Origin of the sequence: Xanthomonas sp. NCPPB 2632, from assembly GCF_041228075.2 — a bacterium.
In the GTDB taxonomy this organism is placed as follows: Bacteria; Pseudomonadota; Gammaproteobacteria; order Xanthomonadales; family Rhodanobacteraceae; genus Luteibacter.
In genome coordinates this window covers 2,438,858-2,453,119 of the sequence record NZ_CM192979.1, presented here as the reverse complement: position 1 = coordinate 2,453,119, position 14,262 = coordinate 2,438,858, and the positions used below count along the sequence as shown (strand labels likewise).

8 protein-coding genes are annotated in these 14,262 nt (G+C 64.5%); 4 read left to right on the top strand and 4 right to left on the bottom strand.

Annotated features, from left to right (window positions below; genetic code table 11):
• Window positions 1–3: 3 nt before the first annotated feature.
• From AB8808_RS10860 to AB8808_RS10850, 3 genes are all read right to left on the bottom strand, one after another.
• Entirely contained in the window at window positions 4–2,445 is a 2,442-nt protein-coding gene (locus AB8808_RS10860; protein WP_369929257.1) for a TonB-dependent receptor, read from the bottom strand.
• 234 nt (window positions 2,446–2,679) lie between these two features.
• Window positions 2,680–5,307 (bottom strand): glycoside hydrolase family 3 protein, encoded by a 2,628-nt coding sequence (locus AB8808_RS10855; RefSeq protein WP_369929255.1) that lies wholly within the window; start codon window positions 5,305–5,307, stop codon window positions 2,680–2,682.
• Between the two features lie 73 nt (window positions 5,308–5,380).
• The gene (locus AB8808_RS10850) at window positions 5,381–6,394 is read right to left on the bottom strand and encodes a LacI family DNA-binding transcriptional regulator (RefSeq protein ID WP_369929253.1); all 1,014 of its coding nucleotides are present in this window, start codon (window positions 6,392–6,394) and stop codon (window positions 5,381–5,383) included.
• A 290-nt stretch (window positions 6,395–6,684) separates the two neighbouring features.
• Between AB8808_RS10850 and AB8808_RS10845 the strand changes: the two genes are divergently transcribed.
• From AB8808_RS10845 to AB8808_RS10830, 4 genes are all read left to right on the top strand, one after another.
• Window positions 6,685–8,118 carry an MFS transporter gene (locus tag AB8808_RS10845; RefSeq protein WP_369931241.1) on the top strand — a complete coding sequence of 478 codons (1,434 nt, stop codon included), beginning with the start codon at window positions 6,685–6,687 and terminating at the stop codon, window positions 8,116–8,118.
• A 124-nt stretch (window positions 8,119–8,242) separates the two neighbouring features.
• A complete protein-coding gene (locus AB8808_RS10840; RefSeq protein ID WP_369929251.1) occupies window positions 8,243–9,559 on the top strand; it encodes an MFS transporter in 1,317 nt (438 codons plus the stop codon).
• Window positions 9,560–9,682: 123 nt separating this feature from the next.
• On the top strand, window positions 9,683–12,217 hold the full coding sequence (locus AB8808_RS10835; protein WP_369929249.1) for a TonB-dependent receptor domain-containing protein: 2,535 nt from the start codon (window positions 9,683–9,685) through the stop codon (window positions 12,215–12,217).
• Window positions 12,218–12,223: 6 nt separating this feature from the next.
• Window positions 12,224–13,198 carry a glycerophosphodiester phosphodiesterase family protein gene (locus AB8808_RS10830; RefSeq protein WP_369929247.1) on the top strand — a complete coding sequence of 325 codons (975 nt, stop codon included), beginning with the start codon at window positions 12,224–12,226 and terminating at the stop codon, window positions 13,196–13,198.
• Window positions 13,199–13,834: 636 nt separating this feature from the next.
• On the opposite strand, the gene AB8808_RS10825 is transcribed toward AB8808_RS10830, so the two are convergent.
• A complete protein-coding gene (locus AB8808_RS10825) occupies window positions 13,835–14,194 on the bottom strand; it encodes a hypothetical protein (protein ID WP_369929245.1) in 360 nt (119 codons plus the stop codon).
• Window positions 14,195–14,262: the final 68 nt, after the last annotated feature.

The following is a 14,262-nucleotide window of genomic DNA, read 5'->3' as shown; positions in this document are numbered from 1 at the left end:
AACTCAGAACCAGACGCCCAGCTGCACACCGTAGGTCCGCGGCGCGAGGTACTGCGATACGTACTGCAGCGAGCCGTCGGCCATCTGGAAGCGGCCGGCGCTGGTGCGGGTCTTCTTGTCGGATACGTTTTGCACGTACCCGTTGACCCACCACTTGTCGCCCGGTTCGCTGTAACGCAGCGACAGGTCGCCGCGCACGTAGGCCTTCTGCTGATCCCCGGACCCCAGGTTGAAATAGCTCAGCCACTGCGCGCTCTGGTACTGCGCGCTGACCCGGGGCGTGAGCTTGCCACCGTTGGCAAGGTGGAAGGTGTGCTCATAGATGCCGGTGAGCGACACGTTCGGTGCGTGCGGCAGGTCGTTGCCGGTGACGTCCAGGCAGCTGGCCAGGTTGGATGCCGGCGGGCATGCCGGCAGGCCCTGGTAGTCGTTGGAACCGGCGTACACCAGTTTGCCCAGCTCCTTCTTCGGGATGGCAGAGAAGATCAGGTTGAAACGGTCGTCCTTTTGCTGATAGGCCAACTCCGATTCGATGCCGAACACCTTGGTGCTGCCGCCCACGTTGGAGAAGCCCAGGCCGTGGTTGCCATCGGGGTAGATGATGGGCGCGGACAGCTGGAAGTTCTTGAAGTCTTCGTAGTAGATCGCCGAGTTCCACGTCATGTGGCCCTCGAGGAAGGTGAACTTGGTGCCGACTTCGTAGTTGGTCAGTGATTCGGGCTTGTACAGCGTGCCCGCGTCCTGCGTGCCGCCCGATTTATAGCCGGTGGAGACGCTGGCGTAGAGCAGGCCGTTCTCGCTGACGTCGGTATCCAGGCGCACCAGCCAGGTCGGCTTGCTCTTGCTGTACTTGGCCGTGTTCCGCTGCGAGACGCTGAAGCCGTTCGACGGGTCCGGATACACGTCCGGCGAGATCGGCACCTGCGGCACGGTCGGGTCAGCGGCCCAACCCCAGTTGATACCGCCCTTGTTTTCCTTCTCATCGTGCGACCAGCGCGCACCACCGGTGAGGCGCCAGTGGTCACTCAAGTGCCAGGTGGCCTGACCGAACAGCGCATACGACTCCACCGTTTCCTTCGGCTGGATGAAGGAGCCCTGCCAGCTGACGGTGCCGTAGCGCGTACCGTTCATGATGGGGATGTCGAAGCGGATGTCGTTGTCTTCATAGCCGTAGTAAGCACCGAGGATCCAGTCCACCGTCTGCGGCCCGACGGACTTCAGGTTGATCTCCTGGCTCCAGCTCTTGTACTTCGAGTCGTTGGTCCGGTCGTCCTGGTACACGCCGTTGGTGGTGAAGCTGGTGGGCACGCTCACGCCCACGTCCTGGTCGAAGTCGCTCTTGCCGGAGTAGCGGTTATAGCCGGCGATATAGCTCAGCTGCATGCCGTCGCTGATATTCCAGTCCATGCGGCTGCGCAGTGTCTTGGACGTACGGTCCAGGTAGGGCGCGGTGTCGATCAGCGCCGACCAGAAGTCCTGGCCCTGACGCGGCGTCTGCATGAGGCTCATGCTGGGCGTGCCGCGATCGGCGAAGTACTCGTACGACAGGTTCCACTTGAACGCGTCGCTGGGCTGCCACAAGGCACTGACGCGGGCGGCGGACTGGTCCTGCGAGCTGTACTTGTCGCCGCCCTGCACGTACTGGCCCGGGTCGATCGGCCGGAAGTTGGCCAGCGTACCGCCGGAGATCGGTGACGCCAGATAGGCTTGTTGCTGCTGCGCCACGCTGGGCAGTTGGCCGGACGGTTTCTGGTAGTCGACGTAGCCGTCGTGCTGCTCGTGCACCACGGCCACGCGCATGGCGAAGGTATCGCTGATAGGCAGGTTGAAGGCGGCGCGCGCGCCGGCCTGGTTGTAATTGCCTGCGCCGACCTGCGCATTGCCGTAGAAACCCGCACCGATGTCCGGCTTGGCCGTCTGGAAACTGATGGCACCGGCGGTGGAGTTGCGGCCCCAGAGGGTGCCCTGGGGCCCGCGCAGCGTTTCGACGCCTTCCATATCCAGCAACAGGCCCGAGGCCGCCTCGGCACGTGGCGCGTAAATGCCGTCGACGAAGGTGGCGACTTCCGGATCGGCGTACTCGGTCTTGGCGCTGTCGTTACCGATACCGCGCAGGGTCAGCGTCACGACGCCGTGGTCGCCCTGGGATGTGCCCTGCAGGCCCGGTACCAGCTTGGTCAGGTCCTGCACCGTCATGACGCGCTCCCGATCGAGCGTGTCGACGGTGATCGCGGTGACGGCCACCGGCGTTTTCTGCAGTGGCGTCTCGCGCTTGGTCGCCGTGACCGACACGGCGTCGAGGTTCTGTACTTTCTTTTCGGCGGCGCCCGGCGCGTTGGACGGCGGCGGCGTTTGCGCGGTCGTATCCTGGCCCGCGGCGAACGCCGTGCCCGGCGCAATGACGAGCGATATGGCGACGTACAACAAAGTGCGGTGCAGATTCATCTGGCTCTCCCCATCAATCGTTCGGATAAGTCACGAAGGTCCCCTACTCCCCCCGGCACGCCATCGATCCAGAATGACAGCGCTGTCATCGAGAGATAATAGAGTGCCGTGGCGATGAATGCTTGCCGCAAGGCAGCACGTCATCGAGGCAACGACAAACTCAGGCTACGCAGACTCGCGCGACGCTCGCGGAGCCTTTCCATCGGCGGATATTGGTGCAAAGCGGATAGAACATCAGGGTGTGCCGCTCCCGTGGGCGGGGCACGACAAGGTCCGGTCCGCCACCGTGCCGAGCGACACGTCGGTGATGGCGACCTTTCCACCCGAGCGGCTGGACCACTCGAACGGACGATCTATCCTCCCCATGTTGGCGCCGGCATCGCGGAAGCATTTCAACGGGATGCCGACGCGTAGCCACTGACCCTTTGGCAACGCGGCAAGCTGGCTACCGAGGGCTACCCGGCCACCACAGCCGGCGCCACAGCCCATGCCGATGGTCGAGTTGTCCCCCGGTGAGAGGGCGTCGACGCGCAACGTGGTCACCAGCAGGACATCGCCGTTGGTCTCGCGCTCCGCGTCTATGGGCGCGGGTGCCACCAGTGCGATGCTTGCGGCGCCGGTGCCGATGCCGGACCAGCTGAGGCTGCGCGCGTCTTCCTGTGCCTTGTAGTCGAGCGCGCCGATACGCAGGCTGCCGTCTGCCGTGGCGGCCGGTGTGGCGGCGACATCCATGGCCACGCCGTTCGCCCCCGTCAGGCGCACGACGACATCCTGTGACGGCTTGCCGCGGGTGAAGTAAACGCCGGCCTGTTGGCTGCTCAGGGGGATCCCCGGATCCTCGGACAACGTGGCCGTCTTCCGGGGGGCCACATAGGTCAGGCCGAAGCCGTAGGGAAACTGCGGCTGCTCGCCCTGCGCCCCGGCTGCCGACGGGCCCTGTATCGCCCGGCGCGGCCACGCATAGGACAACGTGCCATGGAAGTCGTGCGCGATACGGCCATCACGGCTACGCAGCAACACATCGGCGATGCCCTCCCCTTCGCTGCCCGGCAGCCATGCCACCACGAAAGCGTCGGCGGCGTTGATCTCGCGATTCATCCACAGGGGTCGTCCGGTCAGGAACACGGCGACCACCGGCACGCCTTGCCCGCGCAGCTTGCGCAGCAGATCGAGGTCGCGGTCGTTACCCGGGCGGTAGGCCAGGTTCGGCCGGTCCCCCTGGAACTCGGCGTAGGGGTCTTCACCGAACACTACGATGGCGACGTCGGGCTTTTGCGTGAAGTCGCCATCCACCGACAGCTCGGCGCTGCCACCCGCGGCGCTTACCTGGGCCTTGATGCCTGCCCAGATGGATGTAGCTCCCGGGAAATTCGCGTTGGTCTGGCCCGTTCCCTGCCAGGTCAACGTCCAGCCGCCATTCTGTTTGGGGATATTGTCGGCGCCGTCGCCGGTGACCAGGACGTGCTTGCGCGGGTCGATCGGCAGCACCGCACGGTCGTTCTTCAACAGCACCAGCGATTCGCGAACGGCCCGCCGCGCCAATGCTCGATGCGCAGGGTTCCCGATCACCTTCGCGGACCTGACGGCCCATGGGTTGGTCGATGGCGCGCCGGCCTCGAACATGCCCAGGCGCACCTTGACCCGAAGAATACGCGTCACCGCTTCGTCGACGCGGCGCATCGGGATCACCCCGGATTTCACCTCGGCCAGCGTGTTTTTGTAGAGCCCCTTCCACGAGTCGGGCGCCTCCAGCATGTCCAGCCCGGCGTTGTACGCCACGGGGCAATCTTCGTTGGTGCAACCGGGCACCTGGCCGTGCGCGTTCCAGTCGCCCAGCACGATCCCGTCGAAACCCATGCGCCCCTTCAGCACGTCGGTGATCAGCGGCTTGTTGCCGGCCATCTTTACGCCGTTCCAGCTGGAGAACGAGACCATGACCACCTGCACACCGGCGTCGATCGCGGGTGCATAGCCTGCCGCGTGGATGTCGCGCAGCGTCGACTCGCTGATCCGTGCGTCGCCCTGGTCCTTGCCATCCTGGGTGCCCCCATCGCCGAGGAAATGCTTGGCGGTAGCGATCACGTGCCCCGAGTCGAGGAATTCGGGCGTACCCGCCTTGCCTTCCAGACCGCCGACCATCGCCGAGGCGTATTGCGCCACCAGTGCAGGATTCTGGGAATAACCCTCATACGAGCGGCCCCAGCGCACATCCTGCGGCACGGTCAGCGTCGGGGCGAATGTCCAGCTGATGCCGCTGGCACGCAGTTCCTGCGCGGTAACGGCGCCGATGTCGTGGATCAGCTGCGGGTCGCGCGTCGCACCCAGCGCCGAGTTTTGCGGAAACAGCGTGCTGCCGACCAGGTTGTTGTGGCCATGCACCGCGTCGATACCGAACAGCACCGGGATCGCCGGCCTTCCGCTCGATGTGTCCATGGACGCGTGGTAGAACGCATCGGCCAGCGCCTGCCACTGCTTGCCATCGGGATACGGCTGTCCTTCGGGCTTGGAGTTGCCACCGGCCAGCACCGAGCCCAGGCGGTACGTGCGTACGTCGTCCGGCGTCACGTATTTGATGTCGGCCTGGATCATCTGGCCGACCTTGTCTTCGACCGACATGGTCGCCAGTAACGCCTTCACCCGGGCTTCGATCGTGGGGTTGGGCGGGAGCGGCGACTGCGCTTTTGGCCATTGTTCCGGGTGTACGGACGCGGCATCGCCAGCGACGGCCGGAACGGTGGTCAGCAAGGCGCCTGCAAACGGCAGCGCGGAAGAAAGACGTCGCAAAAACAGGCTCGATCGCTGCAGCAATGGCACGTCAAGGCTCCAGGCTGGCGTACCGGCGGCACGCTTGTCGAAGCGCATCCTGGCATAAATGACAGCGCTGTCAATTTGCTATGCAGCATGACTTTCCTGGCCGGGCGGCCGGGCGAATGCTTCAGGGCGCGGCGGCGGTGGAGCCGCGGATCTGCAGGGAGAAGGGAATCTGCACCAGCTTGCCCGTGCCTTGACTGCGCAAGGAGTTCAGCAGTTGCTCGGCCGCGATCTTCCCCATCTCGCGACTGGGTTGCTGGACGGTGGTGAGCGCGGGCCACAACTGCCGCGACAGCGGCGTGTCGTCGAAGCCGCAGACCGACAGGTCGTGCGGCACCTTCAGACCGTACTCGCCCGCCGCCCACATGACGCCGGTGGCCATGTCGTCATTGGCCGCGAATACCGCCGTCGGCCGGTCGGCCAGCGAGAACAGTTGCCGCGCCGCCTCTACGCCGGAGCCGAACGTAAAGGCGCCCTGCACCACCACCGCCGGATCCTCCGGCAAGCCCGCGGCGGCCATCGCCTCGCGATAGCCGGCCAGTCGCCAACGGCTGGCGCCATGGTCGGCGATGCCCACCACATGAGCGATCCGTCGGTGTCCCAGCTCCAGCAGATGCTCGACGATCGCGCGCGCGGCCTGTTGCTCGTCCATCGTGACGCCCAGGGCCTTGCCGCGCTTCTGCGGCGACACGCTCGCATAGGGCACGTCGCGTTCGCGCAGGCGTTTCAGCAGGGGCGCATGGTCGGTGATCGGAGGCGTCAGCACGACGCCGTCAGGATGGTGGTCGGAAATCAGCGCATCGAAGCGACGGATGAAATCGCCATCGCGCATGCGCAGTGGCCGCACCATCATGCTGTAGCGATGCGCATCGCAGGCCTCGAGCACGCCATCCTGGATTTCGGCCAGATAGGTCGATGACGGGTTGTCGTTGTTGTCGTACAGCATCGCCACCAGGAACGAGCGGTTGCCCGCCAGGCTGCGTGCCGACGGGTGCGGGCGATAGTCCATCGCTTCCATGGCCGCGCGCACGCGCTCGCGCGTGGCATCGGTCACGTTGGCCTCGTCGTTGAGAACACGCGACACGGTCTTGGGCGATACGCCCGCCGCGCGCGCCACGTCTTCGAGGCGTACCCGCATGGAATCTCCGCTGTCACCTCACTGGCGGCTGACTATGCCGCCAGCCCCTCGCCTTTACAAGGGTGACAAGCGGCCATGATGCTGCGTCCGCAGCATGCGGTAAGCCCTGGGCCATGACATAACTGTGGCTGGAGGAGATACCCATGACCGTTTCAACCACAGCGCGGACCGGTGGCGCGCACGCCCAGCCGGCCGCCGACGGGCGCGGCCGCGCAGGACGTGGTCGGTTGAGCAAGGGCGAGGCGCCGAGGACGGAGCGAGCCGCCCTGTCGTTCTGGCAGATATGGAACATGTGCTTCGGTTTCCTCGGCCTCCAGTTCGGGCTCGCCCTGCAGAACGCGAATGTCAGCCGGATATTCCAGACGCTGGGCGCGAACGTCAACGACATCCCTGCCCTATGGATCGCCGCGCCGCTGACCGGGCTGATCGTGCAACCCATCGTCGGTCACTACTCCGACCGCACCTGGAACCGCATGGGTCGGCGCCGGCCTTACTTCCTGGTCGGGGCGGTGTTCGCCTCGCTGGCCCTGCTGTGGATGCCGAACGCGCCGGCGCTATGGATGGCGGCCGGTCTGCTGTGGATCCTGGATGCGTCGATCAACGTGTCGATGGAACCGTTCCGCGCGCTGGTCGGCGACCAGCTGCCCACGCGGCAAGCACCCACGGGTTTTGCGATGCAGAGCTTCTTCATCGGCGCCGGTGCCGTGGTCGCCTCCCTGTTGCCCTGGGTACTCGCGCGGTTCGGCATCGCCAACGTGGCGAGGGACGGAGCCATCCCCGACACGGTCAAGTACGCGTTCTATGCCGGCGGAGCGGTACTGCTGGGCGCCGTGCTCTGGACCATGCTGACCACGCGCGAATATTCACCCGCGCAGCTGCGATCGTTCGCCGACAACGTACCCGAAGGCCCCGCGGTGGACGTATCGCCGGCACGCCGACCCGGCCTGCTTCTGCTGTCGGCCGGTGCCGTGGTCCTGATCGCTATCCGGTACTTCGCGCTTGAAAAGGAGGTTTACCTGCTGGCCGGTGGCCTGATCGTCTTCGGCGCGCTGCTCACCTGGCTGAGCCGCACCCGTAGCCACGGCATGCTGCGTGAGGTGATGGGCGATCTCTACGGCATGCCCATGTCGATGCGGCGGCTGGCCGGGGTGCAATTGTTCTCCTGGTTCGCGTTGTTTGCGATGTGGATCTACACCACGGCGGGCGTGACCCAGACGATCTACGCCACCACCGATACCACCTCAACCGCGTACAACGAGGGGGCCAACTGGGTCGGCTTGCTGTTCGCGGCCTATAACGGATTCGGCGCACTGGCCGCGGTGGTCATCCCCTTGATGGTGCGCCGTTGGGGCCTGCGCATCAGCCACGTGGTGAATCTGTGCCTGGGTGGCGCGGGCCTGCTGTCGTTCCTCTACATCCACGATCCACGCTGGCTGCTCGCCTCGATGGTGGGGGTGGGCTTTGCCTGGGCCTCCATTCTGTCGCTGCCCTATGCGCTGCTCTCGGACCATCTGCCGACGGCGAAGATGGGCGTCTACATGGGCATCTTCAACTTCTTCATCGTGATTCCCCAGGTGCTCGCGGCGAGCATCCTGGGGTTGCTGCTGCGCCTTTGCTTCCACAACCAGCCCCTCTGGGCGCTTGGTCTGGGCGGCGTCAGCCTGCTCATCGCCGGTCTTTGCACCCTGCGCGTTCCCGAGCCGGGGCGCGAGCCTGTCGCATAAGTCCGCACCCACCCGCCTTTGCTGCACTGCAGTTTGCAATCGATTGCATGGATAGGCACGCTGCGACCCCAGAGGTGGGGACGGTGCACGACTGACCGGATGCAAACTGATCGATGGAGACACGATGACGACCGACCATCGCACAACGCGAGTGGTGCCCGGGTGCACGATGCGCCTGGGGCAGATCCTCAACATGAATGTCGGTTTCTTCGGCATCCAGTTCGGATTTGGATTGCAGCAGGGCAACATGAGCCCGATCTACAAATACCTGGGTGCCGACGATGCGTCGCTCCCCGTACTGTGGTTGGCCGGCCCTGTGACCGGCCTGCTTATCCAGCCGTTGATCGGTGCCCTGAGCGATCGCACGACCTCGCGCTTCGGCCGACGTACCCCGTACTTCGTCATCGGGGCGCTGCTCTGCAGCGTATGCCTGTTCGTCATGCCCAACAGCGGCACGCTATGGATGGCTGCGGGTCTGCTGTGGATGCTGGACGCCGCGGCAAACGTCGCCATGGAGCCCTACCGGGCCTTTGTCAACGACATGCTGAATCCCGCCCAGCGCGCAGCGGGCTATATGGTGCAAAGTGCCTTTACGGGTTTGTCCCAGACCGCGGCCTACCTGATACCGTCATTCCTGATCCTGATGGGCATGCGCGCTGACCGGATGAATGCGCACGGCCTGCCGCTTATCGTGGAAATCGCCTTTACCGTGGGCGGTGTGGTGTCTGTCGCGTCTGTGGCATGGTCGGTCTACACGACACGCGAGGCGCCCGCAGCAACCGTGGCAAACGCCCCCCTGTCCTTACGTGCCGCGTTGGTGGACGTCTACGACGCCGTGCGGGACATGCCCGCTGCCATGCGGCAACTCGGCGCGATGATGCTGTTCCAGTGGTACGCCATGTTTTGCTACTGGCAGTACATCGCCCTGTCGCTCTCGCGAACGCTTTATGGGACGACCGAGGCACACGATCCGCACTTCCTCGATGCCGTGTTGCTGAGCGGACGCATCGGCGGTTTCTACAACTTCGTCGCTTTTGTCGCCGGGTTCGCCCTGCTTCCCTTGTTGCCGAAGTTTGGCCCCGCACGGCTGCACACGGGTGCGCTTCTGCTGGGCGGACTGGGTATCGCGGTGGTTCCCATGATCTCCAACCCCTGGTTGTTACTGGTACCGATGGTCGGCCTCGGCCTCGCATGGGCGAGCATGATGGGCAACCCCTACGCCATGCTGTCCGCGGCGATACCCCAAGCGCGTGCGGGCGTCTACATGGGCATATTCAATACGTTCATCGTGATACCCATGCTGGTCGAAGTGTTCAGCGTGCGCGCGCTTTACAGCATGCTGGGTAACGACCCCCGGCATATCCTCGTGCTGGCCGGTGTCGCCCTTTGTGTCGCCGGCCTGCTCGCCCTCCGCGTACGCATACCGTCCGTGCGTATCTGACGGCGCGTCGCGACGGGCCGTCGCTACCTCCGTACTTACGCGTTCCTGTCACATACTTTTATTATCGTTTTATGCAATCGATTGCATCAACTGTCGAGTCGCCATCATCCTCAGGGGGAATTCGTGACCATCCGCACCGCTCGTTCTGTTGCCGCTCCACTCAAGACACTGACCGTGGCCCTGCTCATCGCACTGTCCGCCCCTGCTGTGGCTCAGGATGCTCAGCAGGAGACCCCGCCGAAGGATGCTGCGACGAAAGACAGCACCGCCCAGGACAAGGCAGTCGGCTTGTCCAACGTCGTGGTCACTGGCGCGGCTACCCAGGTCAGCCAGCTGGACGCGCCGTTCGCTATCACCACCATCGATCGCCAGCAGTACGATCGCGCCGCGCCGACCAGTCTGGTCCAGGCCATCCGGGCGGTACCGGGGTACTGGACGGAGTCGTCTGGCGGTCAGGGCGGTGGCCAGAACATCTACGTGCGCGGCCTGCCTGATGGTGGCTGGTACAACGTCCAGCTACAGCAAGATGGCCTGCCTATCTTCGACGAGCCCCAAGAGTCGTTTCTCAACATCGATACGCTCAACCGCACGGACCTGACCACTGCGGGGCTGGAGGTCGTCACCGGTGGTACCTCGCCCATCTACGCGAACAATGCCGCGGGTGGCACGGTGAACCTGATCTCGCGCTGGGGCACCACCCAGCCCACCGGGGCGCTACGTGTGACTGGAGGTTCGGACGACCTTCGCCGTCTCGAGGGTTATGCCTCCGGCCCCATCACCGACAAGATCCTGTATAGCGTGGGTGGCTTTGCCCGCGACGACAGCGGTTTTCGCAACGCCGGCTACAAGGGCGACAGCGGCAGCCAGTTGCGTACAGCGCTTTCTTTCCTGTTCGACAGCGGTCGACTGGACTGGGACGCCAGATACCTGAATGACCGTACGGCCTTTTATACCGCGACGCCGCTGCGCGATCCGCGGCATGTATCGCAGTCGCTATCCCCGGCTCTCGACCCGGGCGATGGAACCATCCTGTCGAACAGCTATAGGCAACACACGCTCGAAAGCTTCGACGGCAACGGCCGTATGGGACGTGACAGCGACCTGGCCAACGGCATCCACACCAAGATGTTCCAGACCGGCACCTATCTGGACCTGGATCTGGGCGACAGCGGATGGACCCTCAGTAATAAGCTGCGCTACACCAATGCGGAAGTCGATTACGACACGATCTTCTCCGGTGCCAACCCCTCGGACAGCCAGGGCTACCTCGACTCGCGGCTAGCAGCAGCGTCCCGGGCGTTCCCGGGCACGACCCGCCTCGGCTATGTGGACGACGCCAGCGGCACGGACGTGGCACCGGTCAACGGACTGGTCATGGAAAGCCCCTGGTGGGCCGTGCGGACACGCGTGCGCACCGTGATCGACGACCTGCGCCTTAGCCGCACCCTCAACACGGGCTGGGGCGATCACGATGTGGCCGTCGGCCTGTATGGGGATGATTTCAGCTTCCGCCAGAGCCGCCTTTCCAGCACCCTGCTCACAACGGTACAGAACCAGGCCAACGCACTCGACGTGCTGGCCTACAATGCGAACGGCACTCCGATCGGTTCGGTGACCTCTCACGGATTTTCCCGCTACGGCAGCAGTGCTGTCGCCGGCGATGTCACCGGTCGCTACCTCACCGCCTACGCCGCCGATACGTGGCACATCACGCCGGCTTTCTCGCTGGACGTGGGCGTGCGCAAGACGCGTTTGCTCGACAGCGGCAGCAACGACACCACGGCCACGCGCAACCTGGGCGACTCCACCACGCTAGCCGATGACGCCGTGATGGGCTTCACCGGTGCCAGTACGACCAAGTCCGAAACACGCGATGCATTGACCTGGACCCTGGGCGCGTCCTACAAGGTTCTGGACGATACCGAACTGTTCGCCCGCTTCACGCGCTCGCAACGCCTGCCGCGACTGCAGAACATCTACCTGCTGCAAAACCTGCCCGTGACGAACATCAAGCAGGGCGAAGCCGGCATCCGCTTCGGTGAGGACACGCTCTCGTTCTCGTCCATCGCCTACTGGAGTTCCTACAACCGGGTGTCCTTCAGCGGCCTCGTGCTCGACCCGAGCACGCAGACGATCGTCTCGCTGCCCCTGGTCGGCAAGACCCGCACGTACGGCCTGGAGAACTCGGTCAACTGGCGGCCTTCCCACGTGTTCGGCCTGGCTGCCAGCCTGACCGCGCAGGACCCGGAAACACTGAGCCTTTCCGCGCCAGGCGGAGTCGATGCCGCCGCTTACCAGGGCAAGCAGCTGCCGCGCATTCCGAAGTGGATGGGCAGTCTCACCCCCACCGCCTACTTCTCGCTCGGCGGCGTACCGATGGAGTGGTCGGTCACCGTTTTCCACACCGCATCGCGATATGTGGACTTCGCCAACCAGACGTCACTCCCCGGCTATACCACCTACGACTCCAGTCTCCTGGCAAAGCTACAGCCGAACCTCACCTTGCAGCTCTCGGGCAGCAACCTGACCAACTCCCACGGCCTCACCGAGGGCAATCCCCGCACCGACACGCTTGCCGGACAGGGCACGGTAGAGCCGATCTATGCGCGGGCTATCTTCGGACGCTTGTGGCAAGCCTCCGTCACGTACAACTGGTGATCCGGGATGACCTTCCGGCGCACTACCCGGTATGCCTGCACAGCAGGCCTGTTCCTGCTGACAGGGTTCTCGCCGGATGTCAACGCATCCAGCGCATCGTTCGCAGCCAACGAAGCCCGTCTTGCCCATCCCGATGGAAAGGTTATGGTGGTCTCGCATCGCGGTTGCTGGACATACACGGCCGAGAATTCCCTGCCAGGCATCGATAAGTGCGTGGCATTGGGGGTCGACATGGTGGAGATCGACGTCCGTCGTACGCGCGACGGTGACATGGTGCTCATGCACGATGACACCGTCGACCGCACGACCAACGGCCACGGCAAGGTGCGTGATCTTGACGCCAGTGAGGTCCGCTCCCTTCGCCAGCGCGCCCGTGGCGGCGGCAACGAACCGCTCACCGACCAGCACGTGCCGACCCTCGACGACGCACTCGACCGGGTCAAGGGCCGCATCCTGGTCAATCTGGACATCAAGGACGACGACATCTACGACGCGGTCATTGCCCGCGTGCTGGTCAGAAAGATGGAGTCCCAGGTGCTGGTCAAGCGATCGATCGACACCGATCGGGACGACGTGCGGCACTGGGGCAGGCAGCTGCCCTTCTCCGTGGTCCTCCCCGTCACCGCGCATGGCAAGGGTGCCGGTGAGCTGATACGACGCTGCAACGACCTGCCCGTGGTCGCCGTGGAGTTGTTGCTTGGACCGGGAGCCGGGCTCGACGGCGTGGCCAGCGCCGCGCGCTCCCTGTCGGTCCACGTCTGGGTGAACACCCTGGCCACCGATGTCGCCAGTCATCGCCCCATGAACATGTCCGCCGGCCATGACGATGTCGCCGCACGGAACGATCCCGATGCTGCGTGGGGCTGGCTGTTCGACCGTGGCGTCGACATCGTCCAGACCGACGAACCTGCCCTTGCGCTCGACTACTTCACGAAGCGTGGCCTCCACGCCGATATGGCTTCTCGTCCGGCAGGACAGTGACTTTGTTTAACAATCGGATGTTGTACATGACTGTCTATGTTCTTCAGTATGCGTTTGACGACATCAGGGCCGGAAAGTCCCAGTGTCGCTATCACATCGTCATCAATGGAGTCACGGTTGCTTCAAACTGTGTCCCTGGCTTTTGGTCGAGTCGGCGGTCCGCGCAGAACGCAGCTCAGCGTCACGCGAAAGACTTCATATCGCAGGGTCCCCTGGATGTCGGGCTTAGGCCCCAGTGATGAGGCAAAAAAAGCGAAGACGGATCACTCGACGCCGTCGGTCGGCCAGCACGCGATGCGTGCCGGTGCCGCCGAATCCTTGCGCGGAGATGCGCATACCCACCCATGCCCCGTCGCTGCATGGGCAACGGTAAGTCGGATGCCCGAGGGCGCCATCGAAAGCGTGCCTACCTGGGTGGCGGATCGAATGGAGGCTGTACAGCCCGGCCGCCCGGACTGAACGGAGACGATGTCCCAATGGTCGACGCCATGGATATCCATGCGGTCGACGACCAGTGACGAACCCGATCTGACAAGTGCGGGGCACGTCGTCTCTGCCGTCATCGCCGTCGCCCCCTGGACGTCACCCAGGCAGAGCGCTATGCCCAGGACGATGCGCCGCACGGGCATGACCGCGTCAGCGCCCATCGATCGTCGTCACGGCGTCGGCGGCGGTAACGATGACACGTTCGACAAGGGCTCGCGGCAGGGTCCTGTCCCCTCCCATGCGTCGGGCACTGACAGGGGCATCCTGCAGCGCCTGCGATGCCTCGCACAGCGGCGTGCAGCGGGTTTGCTCGGCGAGGTTCCACAGCAGCCCCGCACGAAACATGACTTCATCGACATCACGATCGGAGAACGCCTCCAGCAGGGCAAGCGCATCCTCTGCGATCGCCTGCTGGCAGGTTCGGCTGCTTACGTTGTTTACGGCAGCCGAGGACGGTCGTGCCTTGTCGGCCCGGACGCCCGACACTCCCTTGAATGACCACAACGACATGACTTTCCATCCATCGAGTTTTCACTCGATATGCACATGCCGTGCCAAGCCTAACTCATTGTTTTTAA